Below are 18,536 nucleotides of genomic sequence, written 5' to 3' on the forward strand. Positions count from 1 at the left end.
GTTCATTTCTCAACTTAGCTGTTATATTCAGAGTTGACTCTCTTTTTTCCGAACCAGATAGCGATAAGGCATTTGTTCTGTTTCTTGAGCAACCAGTTGATGCTCCATAAAACGGCAGAAACTGGGAATATCACGCGTAGTTGCCGGATCGTCAGCAAGAATTAATAACATCTGCCCTGCTTCCATATGACGCACAGTTTTCCGTACCATCATTACCGGTTCAGGACAGCGAAGCCCTTGTGTATCAAGGGTTTTGTCTGGATGAGTAAACACATCGGGCATAACTTATCTCTACTTCAGTCAGTCTATTAGACCGAATTATATTATAAAAAAGCTAGCAAAAATTAACTTTACATACAGGCATTTTGAATTCGTGCACAACCGACGTATCATGTGAGGCACCGTCAGTTAAAACGGTAGATCTTTTATTGGGTTCCCTCACCCCATTTTCCAAAAAGGTACAAGAATGTTTTTATCAACTACAATTACACAACAGCGCGCTACCGCTTTAATTTGGCTTTCGCTATTTCACATTCTGATTATTATTTCCAGTAATTATCTGGTGCAACTACCCGTCTCTATTTTCGGTTTTCATACCACGTGGGGAGCCTTTACTTTTCCATTTATTTTCCTTGCAACAGATTTAACGGTTCGTATCTACGGCGCACCACTGGCAAGACGGATCATTACTACCGTTATGATCCCCGCATTACTGACTTCTTATATTATTTCTGCCCTATTTTTCCAAGGCGAGTGGCAAGAGTTTACCGCGCTGCTTGAATTCAATCTCTTTGTTGCCCGTATTGCCTGTGCCAGCTTTATGGCTTATTTCCTTGGGCAGATACTGGATGTATACGTCTTCAATCGTCTACGCCGGAGACGCAATTGGTGGGTCGCTCCCGCAGCAGCGATGTTTTTCGGCAACTTACTTGATAGCCTAGCCTTTTTCTCTATCGCTTTCTACCGTAGCACCGATGCTTTCATGGCGGCTAATTGGATCGAGATTGGGTTAGTCGATTACTGCTTTAAGCTATTAATCTGCTTACTCTTTTTCCTACCCGCTTACGGCATTTTATTGAACCTAATTTTAAAGTACTTCTTTGCCTATCAAACTAACAATAGCCACATTCAAGTTCGCTGATTTTTATATGTCCAGCAACTACCGGTCTCTTAATCAGATTGCCTGATTAAGAGATTGGCAAGGCAATTAGCCTTCCACCTGGCTCAAATCATTCGATATTACATCAGTGATATTACTACAATTTTCTATTTTAATTTCGCTTTTTCGGTTAATTTTACTCTTATCAATTAGCAAAATTGATTGTAATGATCGTTTTATAATAATTTACCCGAATTCTGGATAAGAAATTGACATGAAGCCTGTTCCAGGAGCAATGTTTTGGTGCACGCCGAAACAGCTCCGGGGAGGAACAGGCTATGAACAAGTTAGTTGAAATTTTCTGCGATGTCGATGATTTTTGCCGCTTCTTCATTCCTCAATGGGAATTATTTTGTTTCGAAAAAGGGTACCGCCAGCGTCATCGGCAAGGCCATATGCACCCCAGTGAAATCATGACTATTTTGATCCTTTTTCATATGGCGCATTACCGTGATTTTAAACATTTTTATCTGGAACATATTTGGAAATATCACCACAAAGATTTCCCCACCCTGCTCAGTTATACCCGTTTTGTCAGTGTTGCCCCTTCCGTTTTGGTCCCACTATGTAGTTATCTGACTCAATTAAAAGGAAAACCGACCAAGATTGCTTTTATTGATTCCACGAGTTTGTGCGTCTGTCATAACATCCGTATCCCGCGTCATAAGGTTTTTAAGGGAATAGCCCAGCGCGGAAAAACATCAATGGGCTGGTTTTACGGCTTCAAATTACACTTGGTTGTTAACCATCAGGGCGAAATTCTCGCGCTAAAAGTGACTCCCGGTAATGTGAATGATCGAGAGCCTGTACGCGAATTATCAAAATCGTTAACGGGTTATCTTTACGGTGATAAAGGTTATCTCAGTCAGGAACTGGCCGATGATTTAGCCAAAATCGGTGTGACTTTCATCACGAAGAAACGCCGTAATATGAAAGCACAAGCGCTGTCTGAGTGGAATAACTTAATGTTAAAAAAGAGATTTATCATCGAAACGATTAACGGGCAATTAAAGACCATTTCTCAAATTGAGCACTCGCGCCACCGAAGTATAAAAGGCTTTCTGTTGTGTGTTTTAGGTGGATTGATTGCTTACAGCCTTAAATTGAAAAAGCCATCACTGAAAATTTTCTACTCAGAGAAAGATATTTTAATGACGGCTTAAGCAGAATTCGGGTTAATTTCTTTAAATTGTGCATTATCAATATTCGAATCCCATAAATCGCCATTTGCATCAATGCCGTCACAGGAAAAAATAAATAGATCGATCTCTAAATTTTTTAATTGTGTAATAAGCGATGAATTAATATAACAAGCATATTTACGATGTAAAACTCCCCCTGAACTGATTAATTGAATATTTTTCTTCTTTGATAATTGATGGCAAATACGAATGCTATTGGTAAAAATAGTAATATTAATATCAGGAAGTTGCTTTGCCAGATACCAACATGTTGAACTTGCATCAAGTGCGATTATCATTCCTTCTCTTATCCAAGTCACGGCTTGCTGAGCGATAAGCGATTTACTCGAAAAATGGCTCTTAACCCGCATGTTAAAAGAGTCACCATTACCCTGCGTTTCCCTGTTTAAACTTTTCGCTCTTCCATGCAAACGAAGAAGGCGACCATGCTGTTGAAGAAATCACAGATCTCGGCGTATTGTTTCTTTACTCACTTGTAAAACTACGGCAAGTTCAGCAGTTGTTAAGATTCATGGTGGTGAAGAAGATCCATGATTTTTTGATGACGTTCATTTCTCATAAAGGAATCCCTTTTATATTGGGACAGAATAGGATTATTCTAACCAATATCAGAATTAAAAAATCACGCCTTTTTTAGCAATATATTTCTATAGTTAACCGTTTTCTCTGTGACGACGATAGCAAAAACGTTACTATTTCAGCCAGCATGTTTAAAAGAGACAGAGAGGAGAAATGAATGAAGAAATCGTTTTCAGCATAGGATTACCTACTGCTGTATAAAATCTTGAACTAATGAATCATAAGCTTCTTGGTGTTCACCTGGTGTATAAGGTTCATAGTGATAAGAAAACTGTTCACGGGCTTTTTCAGACGACTCATAGCAACCGACGCCAAACCAAGCAAAGAAAGAAGCGCCTAATACCGTCGTCTCTGCTTCATTAAGTACTTTTATGGGTAGGTTTAAAATATCTGCTTTTATTTGGTTCCAAAGATAATTTCGGCTACCTCCTTCCCACTAACACCAATTCTTGAGCATGAAATCCGCTTATTTTTTCTAAAAGGGATAGGTTTTGTTTTAATTGATACCCCAACGCTTCTAATGCAGCACGATAAAAATGACGTCGTTCAGTATTCAACGTTATTCCACATCATCCTGCCTCGGAGGTTAACAAACGACAATTCATTCTTAAGTTATTAGCGCCGGGAGGAACGGATAAAGCTTCATGGATCATTTTAAGATAAGCCTCCGAAGGGGGAATACCTTGCCAGAAAAACTGTCTGATCCACTCAAGCACTCCAGAAGCCAGATTCCCCAAGCCTAATGGAGAAGAAGGGCTTGTTCCAATACAGAGATCCGGGCATAGATCAAAAAAACACACATTTCCCACCATAAAATGGATATAACAACTTTATTTATCCACAGCCAACCATTAATTTTTATAGGTGGTATTAGTCTGCTAAGTAACTTAAGTACTTTTTTCATCCGAAGACAGTTTACTGGGCTGTCACATTTTGCTCCCTGTTTGTTAAGAAAATTTATACAACAAACAGATACAAATATTGAGTTTCCACAAAAGGAATATTTTTATGCTGAAAATTATTCAATCCCCATCCAAATATATTCAAGGACCTGATGCCCTGCTCCATATTGGTCAATATACCAAAACCATCGCCGATCACGTTTTGGTTATCATCGGTAATTCCGCGATGAAATTGGTGGGAGATACGGTTCATAGCAGCCTGGAACAATACGAAATTACTCGTCATTTTGAAGTGTTTGGCGGTGAATGTAGTCGGAATGAGATTAAACGCCTGTCTGACATTCTTAAAAAACATGAATGCCAAGCCGTTATTGGTATCGGTGGCGGCAAAGTACAAGATACGGCAAAAGCGGTCGCTTACGAATCCAGATTACCTGTTCTGATTGCCCCCACTATCGCTTCCACTAATGCCCCAACCAGTGCTCTCTCTGTTATTTACAGCGATGATGGCAAATATGAAGACTATCTGTTTCTCCCAACAAACCCAGATATTGTCCTAATCGATACCAGCATTATCGCTAAAGCCCCAACCCGTTTTCTGATTGCCGGAATTGGCGACGCGCTGGCAACTTACTTCGAAGCCCGCATTTGTGGAGCCGGCTATAAACCTCGAATGACAGAGGGTGGGATATCCCGTACCGCAGTCGCCCTCGCTCATCTCTGTTACGAAACTTTGTTAGAAGAGGGCTATAAAGCAAAACTGGCTGTTGAAACCGACGTCAGTACACCTGCGGTGGAAAATGTCATCGAAGCTATTACTTACTTAAGCGGCCTAGGCTTTGAAAATACGGGTGTAGCCGCCGCTCATTCCGTACACAATGGCTTTACCGTATTAGAAGAATGCCACCACATGTACCACGGCGAAAAAGTCGCCTTCGGGATATTAGTTCAACTAATACTGGAAAATAGCCCAAATGAAGAATTAGATACTTTACTTGATTTCTGTGTACAGATGGGACTACCGGTTACTCTGGATCAACTTGGCGTGAAGGATGGTGAAAAACTGAAAGAAAAAGTGATGGCAGTGGCAACAGCAAGTTGTGCCGAGGACGAAACCATTCACAACATGCCTTTTGAAGTGACACCGGAAAAAGTGTACGCCGCTATTATGGCTGCTGACCGGATGGGACGCGACTGGTTGTATTAAATTTAACAAGAGCGGGCAAATTGCCCGCTCAATTTGTTGACAAAACACTGATTTTTTATTTAATCATTTGTTTTAATGAAGCCTCGTTTATCAAACGGAGCCTGCCGCCATATTTAAGAACCCCACTTCCCCTAATTTTTCTTCCTGAAAAGATCTTGCTTAAGTACTAGCATCCAAAAATATAAATTCACTATTCTGATTTTTTCAATTTAATAACATCACTCCAATTATTAATAAGAAATGTGCATTCATGACACCCAATTTGACTTCCTTTATTAAAATACTCTTTTGCCTTATTAAAATCTTGATTTACACCAATCCCATTTAAATAATTTGTTCCAATAGTGCGATAGCCCTCAAAATATCCACTTTTCCCAGCCAATTCGAAAAGTGCTCTCGCATCTGAGTATTTATTTTCATCCTCTAAAATAAATCCCAAATTAACCATAGATCTTAACTTATATTTATCATTTCTTGATATAGATAACTTATATTTTTCACTGGCTTCTTGACGATAACCTTCTGTTTGTTGTATTACAGCAAGCATCCAGTTTGCATCTACATTACCACTATTTGCTTTCTTTACTAATGCATGATATTCATCTTCATTTTTAGGCATTGGAATAGAGAATTCTGATAAAAAATCATCTGAATGATTGAAGACAATCGATGGGGTATCTTGTATGTTCATGTCTGAACTCTGAACAATAAAAGAAAAAAAGAACATTGAGTAGAGAAAATATTTCTTATTTTTTACAAAAAAATGACTCATAATATAATCTCGCTAAAAGTATTATTTATCCCTATTATGTCAATATTTGAATTTAGTGACTCCATCTGTATGTTTTTATCCACAGCAAAAAACACATCCACTATCTTAGTCGTATCCCCATTATTCCAGAGTACTGAGCTTTCAAACCCATGAATATTACCATTTATATCCTTGAATCCATTTTCTTTATAGGTAAGATTTATAGCAGAGATTCCTGATTCACTTAATTTATACAACTCTCCATCATCAGTGATACCATCTTTATTGGCATCAATCCATAACTCTAATGAATTCCATAGACTATCATTTTGATCAAAAATACCATCAAAATTATCGTCAAGATCTGCTAATGCAGCAAACCCATTTACTGATTTGACTCCATTTTTTAATATAGAATTATTCCCGAACAACTCATTTCCGTTATTTATTTTTCCATCTCCATTTTTATCCCATACCAGAAATGCATTATTGGCTTCTATCCATCCTGAACTTTCAACAATACCATCATTATCATGATCAAAATATATAGAACCATTTTCCGCTATGGTAATAATACCATCGCCAGTTAAATCAATAATAAGTGGTGTCTCTGTACTCTTCTGATCTTCAACAATTTCTTCAAAATTATCTAATACGGCATTTGGACTCATTCCCCGTAACTCCTGAATGAAATCTATACCATTTTTATCATTATCATAATGTGAAACTCGAAGAATTGAGTTTACAAAATCTATACAGTTATTAGTAAGGAGGTTATAATTCGGCTTAAAATCATAGAAATTTCCATTTTTTAAATCAGAAATGTAATTTCTCATATTATTAACCACACTTTCTGAATATATTGGATATGTAACACTGGAAATTTTTGATTTATCGTATGCGATTGAATCTCTAAAAGTTATGTTCTCAACTCCTCCTACTTGCTTATTATCACCCAAGCCCCATCCGATTGATTCACCCTGAAATTCAACCCATACATGTCCAAAAGTAGATTTGCTAACGTCTCCTGCCGCATTAGTATATTTAGTACCTGAAGATGCTATTTTTACTGTTATTGTTTCTACATGCATTCCTTTAAAATTTTCGTTAAAAACTTTATCAACTAACCCATAGTCTTTACTTGGCATAGTTATTTCCTTATTGAAAACTTCCATGATTATCTTTGATAAATAAAATAAAATTTACTGCAAATAGAAATAATTATCAACATCACTACGGAAATTTTATAAATTTATATAAAAAAATCAAATTAATAATTTTCTAATATTTTATCTTTATTATTATATTTTTCGATAATAAATTAAAACTGTTAGCATTTTCCTTCCGTTACTATTTTGGCTCCGACTATTGCCTTGAGTATAGCCACAGCGATCACAATGAATTTTTCTGTAATTATTGATACGGCAAAGGTCATGAAAATGAAAAAGGATAATCTTAGCTAATCCAATGAGTATCCACCGAAAAAAATAATTTCTGTTAATACTGCTTGCTGTGAAGTGAAAATCAATCAACCACGTTGTTAAGCAACCGAGAAAACGCACTGTTCAAAATCAGTGCGTTAGGAAATAAATTTATCGAGTCTATTCAGGCCAAAAATTTTCATCCATTATTTGCTCAAATGTCCAAGGACAAGTTTCAGGAAATACACTACGCCTAATATTAGTTTCCCTCTCTGCTGCAATAATGGCATCACCATAAGCATCAGAGGAAATTTCGCTAAGTTCTGACTTTAAGCTGGGATTTTTTTTAAGACGACGGGCTATTTTTCTTCTCTGCTCTTCAATCGTAAGCTTCCAGCTCCGACCTTGCCGTTCAGATTGGAATTGCCATTTTAGGAGGTGAAGAAACAGTACCTCAAGACGAGATTCCAGCTCGTTTCTTTGGCTATTTCCCATACTTTCTATTTCCTCCGAAAGGTTTTCCCTATCCAACTGGCTCAAATCACCGGAACGAAGCAAACTGGCTTGCTCCTGAGTCCAACCATAAAAATCACTGTTATAACGGGTCGTCATGGTTCCTCCACTGGGTATATCAGCTATACAACTGTATAAATTATGAGTCTGGCAGATTATTAGCACACCGTCAAAACAGTATGTTTATCGTTAAAATCGATTAGCAGCCCATTCGCCATAAATTGAGAAGAGCCTTTCATCTGGACGGATACATATAGAATAACAAATAGAAGATGTATGAAAACTGTGGTTTTTGTTTGATAAAGAACAGAAACGAACCAAAAACGCTCACCAATAATTAAGTAAAGATCGTTATTGTGACAATTGTCACAATTTCATTGGTAAAGCACATTTCAAAAAGTTAACAAATCACTCAGAATTATCGCCAGGGCAAAACAACTTTAACAACTGAGTGTTGTTTCACAGATAGGTTGAGTGATTTCGACTATCATAATTTTCGTTATGGAAAATAACCACTTACAAAACCTTTCATTTTCCCATCCGGTGGCATTAGTCAACCGGCAAGCTGTTTATAACACCAAAAATGCCATCGGAGGCAAAATATGTTAAGTATTTTCAAGCCGGCACCTCATAGGTCCCGGCTGTCAACAGAACAGGTAGATCCAGTCTATCGTCGCTTACGTTGGCAAATTTTTATGGGGATCTTCTTTGGTTATGCAGCTTACTATCTGGTAAGAAAAAACTTTGCACTTGCAATGCCTTATCTGGTTGAGCAAGGTTTTTCCAAAGGTGAGCTCGGTTTCGCACTATCAGGGATCTCTATCGCATACGGCTTCTCCAAATTCATCATGGGCTCCGTATCCGACCGTTCTAACCCACGAGTCTTCTTACCTGCGGGTCTGATCCTCGCGGCTCTTGTTATGCTGTTTATGGGTTTCGTACCCTGGGCAACGTCCAGTATCACTATCATGTTTGTTCTGCTGTTCTTATGTGGTTGGTTCCAGGGGATGGGTTGGCCTCCTTGTGGTCGTACCATGGTGCACTGGTGGTCACAGAAAGAACGCGGCGGTATCGTTTCTATCTGGAACTGCTCACATAATGTGGGTGGTGGTTTACCACCATTGCTATTTCTGTTGGGCATGGCGTGGTTCAATGACTGGAAAGCCGCACTTTACATGCCGGCTTTCGCCGCCATTCTCGTTGCATTGATTGTCTTTGCCCTGATACGTGACACACCGCAATCCTGTGGCTTGCCACCAATCGAAGAGTATAAAAATGACTATCCTTCTGATTATACAGAGAAAGATGAAAATGAGTTAACCGCTAAACAGATTTTCATGCAATACGTGTTACCGAACAAACTGCTGTGGATGGTTGCTATGGCTAACGTATTCATTTATCTGTTACGTTACGGTATTCTTGACTGGTCACCAACCTATCTGCGTGAAGCCAAGCATTTCGCACTAGATAAATCTTCATGGGCTTATTTCCTGTACGAATATGCCGGTATCCCAGGCACGCTACTATGTGGTTGGATGTCAGACAAAATATTTAAAGGTAACCGTGGTGCAACCGGTGTGTTCTTTATGACGCTGGTTACTATCGCAACTATCGTATTCTGGTTGAACCCACCAGGTAACCCTACTGTAGATATGGCTTGTATGTTGATTATTGGCTTCCTTATCTACGGCCCAGTGATGCTGACTGGTTTACATGCCCTTGAGCTAGCTCCAAAGAAAGCCGCGGGTACAGCCGCCGGCTTTACCGGCTTATTTGGTTACTTAGGTGGCTCTGTTGCTGCAAGTGCTATCATCGGCTACACCGTTGACTTTTTCGGTTGGGACAGCGGCTTTATGGTAATGATTGGTGGTAGTATCTTGTCCGTTATTCTATTGCTAATCGTTATGATTACCGAAAAAAAACATAAACAGGAAATAGCCCACCAATATGGCTAACCTCTGTCATTAAACTGTGATATATCACTGATAATATTAATTAAGCCGCAGCATTATATACGTTGCGGCTTTTTTTAATCTCTAAGCTAAGAGATTATGTCAGTAAGTGTTATTAACACAACCAAACTCACAGTTTAATGAGATAGAGTTTATATCATCGCTAAAACGGAGAAACACACATGCAAACTCCAATTAAGACAATGATAATTGGTATCATTTTAACTTCATCGATGTCAGGCATCGCGCAAGCAGCAGATAAGATTGTTATCGCCCATCGGGGCGCAAGTGGATACTTACCTGAACACACTCTGCCGGCTAAAGCGATGGCTTATGCCGAAGGTGCTGATTATCTGGAACAAGATCTGGTCATGACTAAAGATGATGAACTGATAGTCTTACATGACCATTACCTTGATCGTGTAACTGACGTTGCCAATAAATTCCCTAACCGTGCTCGCCAAGATGGACGCTACTATGCCATCGACTTTACTTTGTCCGAAATCAAGTCATTAAAATTCACAGAAGGTTTCGATATTAAAAACGACCGACAAATACAAAATTTCTCCAATCGTTTCCCAATATGGAAATCTGATTTCCGAATCCATACTTTTCAGGAAGAGATTGAATTTGTGCAAGGATTAAATAAATCTACCGGCAAAAACATCGGTATTTATCCTGAAATCAAAGCACCGTGGTTCCACCAGAAGGAAGGAAAAGATATTTCTACTAAGGTACTAGCCGTGCTAAAAGCGTATGGTTACACCAAGAAAAGCGACAAAATTTATCTGCAATGTTTTGATACCAACGAACTTAAACGCATCAAAAACGAGCTGGAACCTAAGTTAGGCATGGATCTGAAACTGGTTCAACTTATTGCCTACACCGACTGGAATGAAACTTATGAAAAACAATCAGACGGCAAATGGACAAATTACAGCTATGACTGGATGTTCAAACCCGGTGCTATGAAAGAAGTGGCACAATACGCTGATGGTATCGGCCCTGATTACCATATGCTTGTGGAGAAGTATTCCACACCAACCAATATTAAGTTAACTAATCTGGTAAAAGAGGCTCACACCAACAATCTGGAAGTCCATCCATACACGATTCGAGTTGATCAACTGCCTAAATACGCCACCAGCGGCGATCAACTTTTCGATATCATATATAACCAAGCGGGCGTAGACGGTGTATTCACCGATTTTCCTGACTTGGGTGTGAAATTCCTGCAAAAACAGCATCAACAGAAATAAGATGCAAACAGGGCGCCTCAATCAGCGCCCTGTTCCTGTTGCTTAATAATTACGCCTTAGTTATCGAAAAGGCCATAACATCACTGAGTTTTTCAGCCCCTAAAGCCAACATCACCAAACGATCGACACCAAGCGCCACACCGGCACATTCAGGCATTCCTTGTTTCAGGGCACCAATCAGGTTTTCATCAATCGGTCGAACAGGTAAACCCAACGCTGCACGTTTACGGTTATCCCGTTCAAAACGCTGGCACTGCTCATGACTATCAGTCAGCTCACGGAAGCCATTTGCCAATTCGACGCCTTTAAAATAGACTTCAAAACGCTCTGCAACTCGATGATCTTCTTTGCTGATTTCCGCCAAAGAAGCCTGAGAAGCCGGAAAATGGTAGATAAAAGTTGGTTTTTCAGTACCAATGTGCGGTTCAACACCAACAGCAAATAAAAGTTGTAATAAAGTATCCCGATCCTCTTCTATATCAGCAATATTACTCAGATCCAACTTGGCGGCGATTTCACGCAGCTTTTCTTTCTCTGCTGATAGCGGATCAATATCCAAATAACGCAAGAAAGCTTGTTGATAAGAGAGTGATTCTGCACTTTCACAGTCGAGGATTTGCTGAAGTAAATCATCAACTTCATTCATCAAACGATACATATCATAGTGAGGCCGATACCATTCCAGCATGGTAAATTCAGGATTATGATAACGACCCGCCTCTTCATTACGGAAACAGCGGCCAAGTTGATAAATAGGGCCACTTCCTGCTGCCAGCAAGCGTTTCATGTGATATTCCGGACTTGTCATCAGATAAAGAGTCATACCATCTGCGGCACCTGGGCCAACAAACTCCGTCTGAAAAGAAAACAATTGGATATCAGTCACTGTAAACTGACCCATCGCAGGTGTTTCAACTTCCAATACCCCACGATCTGCGAAAAAGCGCCGTATTTCTGCTAAAATAGTCGCTCGTTTCAACAAGTTGGCGATAGCTGCACTTGGCTGCCAGTTTGCTGTTTCGCTCATGTAAATGACTCCAAAATAAAACCAAACGTGCAGTCTACCTGCATCACACATATCAGACAAATTATTACCGTCTGATCATCCCGGAACAACTTAGCTTGTCTTATACCCGTTATCTTTCAAGTTGCCTCTTTGTTGGTTGCACTCACTCACCCCAGTCACATCGTTATTTATGCTCCCGGGGATTCACTCCCTTGCTGAATATATACGACTACTGTTAAACAATAAAATATATTCTCTTTTTATTATGGGCGATATAGACAATTATCACTCATAATTATTAAACAACCTGAATCAATTATCATATTTAAATTAAAAGTAAAATATTATAAGTAAACTGAAAAATAATTTCAGATGATAATTATAATATAACCAGTAACACTAAAAATACATTATTAATAAAATTATTATGAAATATAATTAACATTTTATCTGGTGCATTAAGTAACTAATCCTATTTTAATAGTAAAAAAATAGTGGTCAGGTAAAACTGACCACCATAATAAGATGTCATCAAAGATCACAATTGTCCAATTACAATTTTATAACTTTAAACTGGCAATATATATCCAAGTCATATTTATCCGGTTTAATATAGTTAAAAATACCCCCGATATTGATTCGACTCAGATATTTTCCATTATCTGCACACAAAGCTATCACATTATCATCGATATATTCTAAAGTAAAAATAGAATAAACATCAATATCTGATTTTGTCGCTACTATATAATCGCTACCAGCCAGAGATATCCGACTTAAATAGAGGCCATTGCTTGCACGAAGTGCTATCTTATTAGAGCTAAGTTGTGTTGCAGAATATTTTGTGTAAATATCAATAATAGATTTATTAACTTCAATAAAATCAAAACCTCCTCCTCGAACAATTCGACTTAAATAGAACCCATTATCTGCCTGTAATGCAATAGGACTACTTGATAATCCCATAATATTCTCCTATTTAAATATACCCGTTATCCTTCAAGTTGCCTCTTTGTTGGCTGCGCTCACTCACCCCGGTCACATCGTTATCTATGCTCCCGGGGATTCGCTCCCTTGCCATCGCGATGCATCTTGAAATCCATTGGGTATATATATAATTCATTTTGGTCAACTATGTTATTAATAGATCATCAATTTAAACACCACATTTTACTATTCCTGTAAATATAAAGCATTTTCAATGAATATATACAACCGATATAATTATTAAATATCAAAATATATTTTGGCACCTGTTTTGAATAATATATACCCAAGAAACTTCAAGATGCAGTTTTTAGCACCTGAAAATGGTCGTTAATTCTAGACATCAGCGAGTCCGCTATATCCGGTAGCGTTGTGGTGAAAAATTTGAAGACGTTGTCTCGAAATTCATGTTTATCCGCAAAATAACGGTTATTTCGAACCTGTTCATTCATGACCTTCCATAATCGCTCTATTGGGTTTAAATTTGGGCTATAGGGAGGAAGGTAATGTAACTCAATATTGCTAACATAAGCCCACTCCTTAACAAGATGAGCTTTGTTGTAACCCGCCCCATCCACAATAAGATGAATTTTTTGATGATAGTCAGGATAAGACTTTCTTATTTCATTGAAAAAACAGCAAATGTTGTAGTCATTGATGGTTTGATATTCCTGGAACACCGTACGACCAATGGCATTCAGGTTGAGCGCGCCCAATATATTCAGGCGAGTCCGGCTTCCTGTTGTTTTTACTGTTTTTTTCTCGCCTTTTCGCATCCAGCCATAACCGAGTTTGGTGCCTTGAGTCGGGTGAACAGCATCAAGAAAAAGGATGGGTTCGTCTTTCGCTGTGACTTTAAGATTCTCATAATATTCAATAAATTGTCGCTGTTTTTCTGCGTCGAATTTATGAGGGACGCCACAAGGTTTTTTATAAGAAAAACCCTGACGGTGTAGCCATTTATTCATGCCGGGAATGCTAAAGGTAATATTCCAGAGCTGAGCAACATAGGCCACGATTTCATGGGTGTGATGGAAAAGATGTTGAGATAAGTGATTGATTAAAAAATCAGTTTGTTCTTGAGAAAGCAAACTATCAGACCCCCCATTATCAGATTTAAGTTTACCTTGATTAAGGTAATCGCTGATATGACGGTTAACGGTCATTTCATGAAGACGCAGGGCCTGAGCGATCATCACTGAACTCCAGCCTTCAGAGGCCAGCAGGACCGCTTTGATGCGATCACACTCCCTCTTATCACGGCAGGTGTGATGGAGATGTTCAAGTTCGGCTTTTTGTTCATCGGTAATGAATATTTTCATAGCGAGGATAATGATCTCCATTTCGGATAAAATCAAGCATCTTCAATGATTACGGGTATAATTATTTAATGTTTAATTATAATATTCATTAAGCATGAATAACTCCCACATTTAAACTATAAAACCACAAACTATAAATAAAATAAAAAATTATTTAAAATCATTAACTTCAACATTATAAATAGCCTTAAATTCCATTATTACCTAATTATCTTGAAATAAGTAACAGGTTTTTATCTGATATATTAAATAGCTGATATTATTAGTGTGAAAATAAGAAAAAATAATAGTGGCCAGTTTTACTTGTCCACCATAAAAAACTCAAGTAAAAATCATTATTTATGCAATTAATGTGGTCACTTTAAAACGGCAATACGCGTCTAAATTAATTTTATCATGATTATTTTATTTTCAATTATAATATTCATAAAACAAACAGAAGTCATTTCTATATTTAATTTAAAAAACAATCATAGAAAATAAAAAAATAATTTAAAATTATTAACTACAACATTATCAAATTAAAATAAAAATTTTAAATCTCGCTGCATTTAAATAATTTCTAATATCGATAAAAAAATACCATTCAAGCCAAATTCATATTGTATGGCCTTGATAGTCAGCTCTACAAGTGATCCTCTCAATTTCCCCCCTAGGTAATAGCTCTGTCGGTCAATGATAAATTAAAGTCACTAATTCCTGTCTTAGATCAAGTTTTAGTGATCAAATCCGACAAAATACCCTTTCATATCAAATTTACCTCACTTAGAACCCGCTATACTTAATTCAATGTAAACAGTAATAAACAGCTTCCCTTGACCGTTAAATCACCAGATTTTACCTACAGAATTTTGCATATGAAAAATAACAACAACATTTAGGAAAGTTACGACAATTTTGCTTACTAATTAATTTCACTCAAATAATGGAGAAGCACAGTGCAAATCTTTAATGCCGATCTCGCGATTATCGGAGCCGGAGGCGCAGGCCTACGAGCCGCAATTGCCGCCGCTGAGGCTAATCCTCAGATGAAGATTGCTCTGATCTCAAAAGTTTACCCAATGCGTAGCCACACTGTGGCAGCGGAAGGTGGATCAGCAGCAGTCACCCAAGCTCACGACTCCTATGACTTCCATTTCAACGATACCGTATCCGGTGGTGACTGGTTATGCGAGCAAGATGTTGTTGAATATTTCGTCGAACATTGCCCGACAGAAATGATCCAACTAGAACAGTGGGGCTGTCCGTGGAGCCGTAAGGAAGATGGTTCCGTCAACGTGCGTCGTTTTGGTGGTATGAAGATAGAGCGCACTTGGTTCGCTGCGGATAAAACTGGCTTCCACATGTTACACACGCTATTCCAAACCTCCCTTAAGTATCCTCAAATTCAACGCTTTGATGAGCATTTTGTCCTCGATATTCTGGTAGATGAAGGACAAGCGCGCGGCCTAGTTGCGCTGAATATGATGGAAGGCACCAAAATTCAGATCAGGGCTAATGCCGTTATTATGGCAACTGGTGGCGCAGGCCGTGTATACCGTTACAATACCAACGGCGGTATCGTGACCGGTGATGGTATGGGCATGGCATTCCGTCACGGCGTACCACTGCGTGATATGGAGTTTGTTCAGTATCATCCAACCGGACTGCCGGGTTCCGGTATCCTAATGACAGAAGGTTGTCGTGGTGAAGGCGGAATTTTGGTCAACAAAGATGGCTACCGCTATTTACAAGATTATGGCCTCGGCCCCGAGACACCATTAGGCAAACCTGAAAACAAATATATGGAACTGGGTCCCCGTGACAAAGTTTCTCAGGCTTTTTGGCATGAATGGCGTGCCGGTCGTACTATTTCAACTCCACGTGGCAATGTGGTTTATCTCGATCTACGCCATTTGGGGGAGAAGAAATTACTTGAACGCCTACCCTTCATCTGTGAACTGGCAAAGGCATATGTTGGTGTTGATCCCGTTAAAGAGCCCATTCCGGTCCGGCCTACTGCACATTACACTATGGGTGGTATCGAAACTGACCAGAAATGTGAAACTCGCATTAAAGGGCTGTTCGCTGTTGGTGAATGTTCTTCCATTGGCCTGCATGGTGCAAACCGCCTTGGTTCCAATTCTCTGGCTGAATTGGTGGTCTTTGGCCGTCTGGCGGGTGAAGAAGCAGTAAAACATGTTCAACAAACCAAACCCATTAATGACCGCACATTGGATGCTCAGGCATGTGATGTAGTCGCACGTTTGAACAACTTGCTGAAACAAAAAGGGACGGAAAGTTGGTCGAAGATCCGTGATGAAATGGGTATCTCGATGGAAGAAGGCTGCGGTATCTACCGCACCCCTGAACTCATGCTAAAAACGATCGATAAGATTGCTGAACTAAAAGATCGCTTCAAACGGGTGAAAATCACCGATAACAGCAATGTGTTCAACACTGATCTACTGTACACCATTGAGCTTGGCTTTAGCCTGGATGTAGCTGAATGTATGATTCACTCTGCGATAAACCGTAAAGAGTCCCGTGGCGCTCATCAACGTCTGGATGAAGGTTGTACCGAACGTGATGATGAAAAATGCCTAAAACATACGCTCGCTTTCTATGACCCTGAAAGTGTTCCTCACCTAGAATACAGTGATGTGAAAATCACCAAATCCATCCCCGCAAAACGTGTATATGGCGGTGAAGCCGCAGCACAAGAGAAAAAGTATAAGGAGCAGGAGAATGGTTGATATGAACACCCTGAGAATGGAGGTCATGCGCTATAACCCGGAAAGTGACCATAAACCCCATTTTATAACCTATGAGATTCCTTATGATGAGCAGACTTCTCTACTTGATGCCCTAGGTTACATTAAAGACAATCTCGCTCCCGATCTCTCTTACCGCTGGTCTTGCCGTATGGCTATCTGTGGTTCTTGCGGCATGATGGTTAACCGTGTGCCGAAACTGGCCTGTAAAACCTTCCTGCGTGATTATCCTCAAGGAATGAAAGTTGAAGCGCTGGCTAACTTTCCGATTGAACGTGACCTGGTCGTTGATATGACCCACTTCATTGAAAGCCTGGAAGCGATCAAACCATACATCATTGGGAATGACCGTAGACCTTCTGACGGCCCAAATATTCAAACTCCAGCACAGATGGCAAAATATCATCAATTTTCCGGCTGTATCAACTGTGGCTTATGTTATGCCGCTTGCCCTCAGTTTGGTCTGAACCCTGAATTTATCGGCCCGGCGGCGATCACGCTGGCTCACCGTTACAACCTCGACAACCGAGACCACGGTAAGAAGAAGCGTATGCCCCAACTTAATAGCCAGAATGGGGTATGGAGCTGTACATTCGTTGGTTACTGTTCTGAGGTCTGTCCGAAACATGTCGATCCAGCCGCGGCTATCCAACAAGGCAAGATCGAAAGCGCGAAAGACTTCATGATCGCCATGCTAAAACCACAATAAGGGGAGAAAGAAAGTAATGACGACTAAACGCAAACCTTATATCCGCAGCATGGCTCCCAACTGGTGGCAGAAACTGGGCTTTTACCGCTTCTATATCCTGCGTGAAAGTACCGCAGTGACGACTATGTGGTTCAGTATCTTACTGATATACGGTCTATTCGCTCTAAAAGGTGGTACCCAAAGCTGGCATGAATTTGTCACGTTCCTGCAAAATCCCGTCATCCTGCTGGTTAATATCATCACTCTGCTAGGTGCTCTGCTGCATACTAAAACCTGGTTTGAGCTAGCGCCGAAAGCAGCTAACATCGTGATAAAAGGCGAAAAGATGGGTTCTGGGCCAGTAATCAAACTGCTATGGGCCGTCACTATTATCGTCACCATGATTATCTTAGGTATAGCCTTACTTTAACCTCAAGGAGGATCTAATGAATCAAATACCTAAACGTTCCGATGAGCCGATTTTTTGGGGATTATTTGGTGCCGGTGGTATGTGGGGCGCAATTGTGGCTCCAGCCATTATTTTACTCGTCGCCATCCTTTTGCCATTGGAAGTCGCGCCGGAAGCGTTAAGCTACGCACGAATTCTGGCTTTCTGTCAGAGCCTTATTGGTCGTGCGTTCCTATTGCTGATGATTATTCTACCACTATGGTGCGGTTTACACCGTATCCACCACGGTATGCATGACCTGAAAATTCATATCCCTGCGAGTAAATGGATTTTCTACGGCTTGGCAGCGATTCTGAGTGTTGTCGCTATCATCGGCGTTTTTACTCTGTAGTCGAACAACAACGAGCTGAACACTATTTCTGCAAT

18 protein-coding genes and 1 pseudogene are annotated in these 18,536 nt (G+C 39.7%); 9 read left to right on the forward strand and 10 right to left on the reverse strand.

What is annotated here, in order from left to right:
- Positions 1–27: 27 nt before the first annotated feature.
- Entirely contained in the window at positions 28–282 is a 255-nt protein-coding gene (gene tusA / locus PluTT01m_RS21105; protein WP_011148230.1) for a sulfurtransferase TusA, read from the reverse strand.
- 184 nt (positions 283–466) lie between these two features.
- Between tusA and PluTT01m_RS21110 the strand changes: the two genes are divergently transcribed.
- Positions 467–1,141, forward strand: a complete 675-nt coding sequence (locus PluTT01m_RS21110; RefSeq protein ID WP_011148231.1) for a 7-cyano-7-deazaguanine/7-aminomethyl-7-deazaguanine transporter — start codon at positions 467–469, stop codon at positions 1,139–1,141.
- A gap of 296 nt (positions 1,142–1,437) precedes the next feature.
- Entirely contained in the window at positions 1,438–2,322 is an 885-nt protein-coding gene (locus PluTT01m_RS21120; protein ID WP_011144722.1) for an IS982-like element ISPlu11 family transposase, read from the forward strand.
- A gap of 14 nt (positions 2,323–2,336) precedes the next feature.
- Here the strand turns inward: PluTT01m_RS21120 and fucR are convergent.
- The 3 genes and pseudogenes from fucR to PluTT01m_RS27740 form a co-directional block, all read right to left on the reverse strand.
- Positions 2,337–2,920 (reverse strand): annotated as a pseudogene (fucR, locus tag PluTT01m_RS21125) (L-fucose operon activator); the annotation flags it as partial.
- 207 nt (positions 2,921–3,127) lie between these two features.
- Positions 3,128–3,340 (reverse strand): hypothetical protein, encoded by a 213-nt coding sequence (locus PluTT01m_RS28345; RefSeq protein WP_350404754.1) that lies wholly within the window; start codon positions 3,338–3,340, stop codon positions 3,128–3,130.
- 169 nt (positions 3,341–3,509) lie between these two features.
- Entirely contained in the window at positions 3,510–3,740 is a 231-nt protein-coding gene (locus PluTT01m_RS27740) for a hypothetical protein (RefSeq protein WP_228957273.1), read from the reverse strand.
- A 208-nt stretch (positions 3,741–3,948) separates the two neighbouring features.
- Here PluTT01m_RS27740 and PluTT01m_RS21135 point away from each other — a divergent pair, with 208 nt between their 5' ends.
- Positions 3,949–5,049, forward strand: coding sequence for a glycerol dehydrogenase (locus PluTT01m_RS21135; RefSeq protein ID WP_011148233.1), 1,101 nt, complete (start codon positions 3,949–3,951; stop codon positions 5,047–5,049).
- Between the two features lie 190 nt (positions 5,050–5,239).
- Here PluTT01m_RS21135 and PluTT01m_RS21140 read toward each other — a convergent pair whose 3' ends face one another.
- From PluTT01m_RS21140 to PluTT01m_RS21150, 3 genes are all read right to left on the reverse strand, one after another.
- Positions 5,240–5,740 (reverse strand): tetratricopeptide repeat protein, encoded by a 501-nt coding sequence (locus PluTT01m_RS21140; RefSeq protein WP_228957274.1) that lies wholly within the window; start codon positions 5,738–5,740, stop codon positions 5,240–5,242.
- 77 nt (positions 5,741–5,817) lie between these two features.
- Positions 5,818–6,948 (reverse strand): SPM autocatalytic domain-containing protein, encoded by a 1,131-nt coding sequence (locus PluTT01m_RS21145; RefSeq protein WP_228985293.1) that lies wholly within the window; start codon positions 6,946–6,948, stop codon positions 5,818–5,820.
- A 453-nt stretch (positions 6,949–7,401) separates the two neighbouring features.
- Positions 7,402–7,833: a DUF29 domain-containing protein gene (locus PluTT01m_RS21150; protein WP_011148236.1), complete on the reverse strand. Its 432-nt coding sequence runs from the start codon at positions 7,831–7,833 to the stop codon at positions 7,402–7,404.
- Between the two features lie 503 nt (positions 7,834–8,336).
- Here PluTT01m_RS21150 and glpT point away from each other — a divergent pair.
- Positions 8,337–9,689, forward strand: a complete 1,353-nt coding sequence (gene glpT / locus PluTT01m_RS21155) for a glycerol-3-phosphate transporter (protein WP_011148237.1) — start codon at positions 8,337–8,339, stop codon at positions 9,687–9,689.
- A 179-nt stretch (positions 9,690–9,868) separates the two neighbouring features.
- Positions 9,869–10,945 (forward strand): glycerophosphodiester phosphodiesterase, encoded by a 1,077-nt coding sequence (gene glpQ / locus PluTT01m_RS21160; protein ID WP_011148238.1) that lies wholly within the window; start codon positions 9,869–9,871, stop codon positions 10,943–10,945.
- A 49-nt stretch (positions 10,946–10,994) separates the two neighbouring features.
- Here the strand turns inward: glpQ and epmA are convergent, their stop codons facing one another.
- From epmA to PluTT01m_RS21175, 3 genes are all read right to left on the reverse strand, one after another.
- Entirely contained in the window at positions 10,995–11,972 is a 978-nt protein-coding gene (epmA, locus tag PluTT01m_RS21165; RefSeq protein WP_011148239.1) for an elongation factor P--(R)-beta-lysine ligase, read from the reverse strand.
- A 531-nt stretch (positions 11,973–12,503) separates the two neighbouring features.
- Positions 12,504–12,917 (reverse strand): fascin domain-containing protein, encoded by a 414-nt coding sequence (locus tag PluTT01m_RS21170; RefSeq protein ID WP_011148240.1) that lies wholly within the window; start codon positions 12,915–12,917, stop codon positions 12,504–12,506.
- A gap of 317 nt (positions 12,918–13,234) precedes the next feature.
- A complete protein-coding gene (locus PluTT01m_RS21175; RefSeq protein ID WP_011144720.1) occupies positions 13,235–14,260 on the reverse strand; it encodes an IS630-like element ISPlu19 family transposase in 1,026 nt (341 codons plus the stop codon).
- A 938-nt stretch (positions 14,261–15,198) separates the two neighbouring features.
- On the opposite strand from PluTT01m_RS21175, the gene frdA reads away from it, so the two are divergent.
- From frdA to frdD, 4 genes are read left to right on the forward strand one after another with little or no spacing between them, the layout of a single operon-like run.
- Positions 15,199–16,995 carry a fumarate reductase (quinol) flavoprotein subunit gene (gene frdA / locus PluTT01m_RS21180; protein ID WP_011148241.1) on the forward strand — a complete coding sequence of 599 codons (1,797 nt, stop codon included), beginning with the start codon at positions 15,199–15,201 and terminating at the stop codon, positions 16,993–16,995.
- Complete coding sequence (locus PluTT01m_RS21185; protein WP_011148242.1) at positions 16,988–17,722, forward strand: succinate dehydrogenase/fumarate reductase iron-sulfur subunit; 735 nt, start codon at positions 16,988–16,990, stop codon at positions 17,720–17,722. The genes frdA and PluTT01m_RS21185 overlap by 8 nt, the downstream gene beginning before the upstream one ends.
- A 16-nt stretch (positions 17,723–17,738) precedes the next feature.
- Complete coding sequence (gene frdC, locus PluTT01m_RS21190) at positions 17,739–18,131, forward strand: fumarate reductase subunit FrdC (protein ID WP_011148243.1); 393 nt, start codon at positions 17,739–17,741, stop codon at positions 18,129–18,131.
- A 16-nt stretch (positions 18,132–18,147) separates the two neighbouring features.
- The gene (gene frdD / locus PluTT01m_RS21195) at positions 18,148–18,501 is read left to right on the forward strand and encodes a fumarate reductase subunit FrdD (RefSeq protein WP_011148244.1); all 354 of its coding nucleotides are present in this window, start codon (positions 18,148–18,150) and stop codon (positions 18,499–18,501) included.
- Positions 18,502–18,536 lie beyond the last annotated feature (35 nt).

It is taken from the genome of Photorhabdus laumondii subsp. laumondii (assembly GCF_003343245.1).
Classification (GTDB): domain Bacteria; phylum Pseudomonadota; class Gammaproteobacteria; order Enterobacterales; family Enterobacteriaceae; genus Photorhabdus; species Photorhabdus laumondii.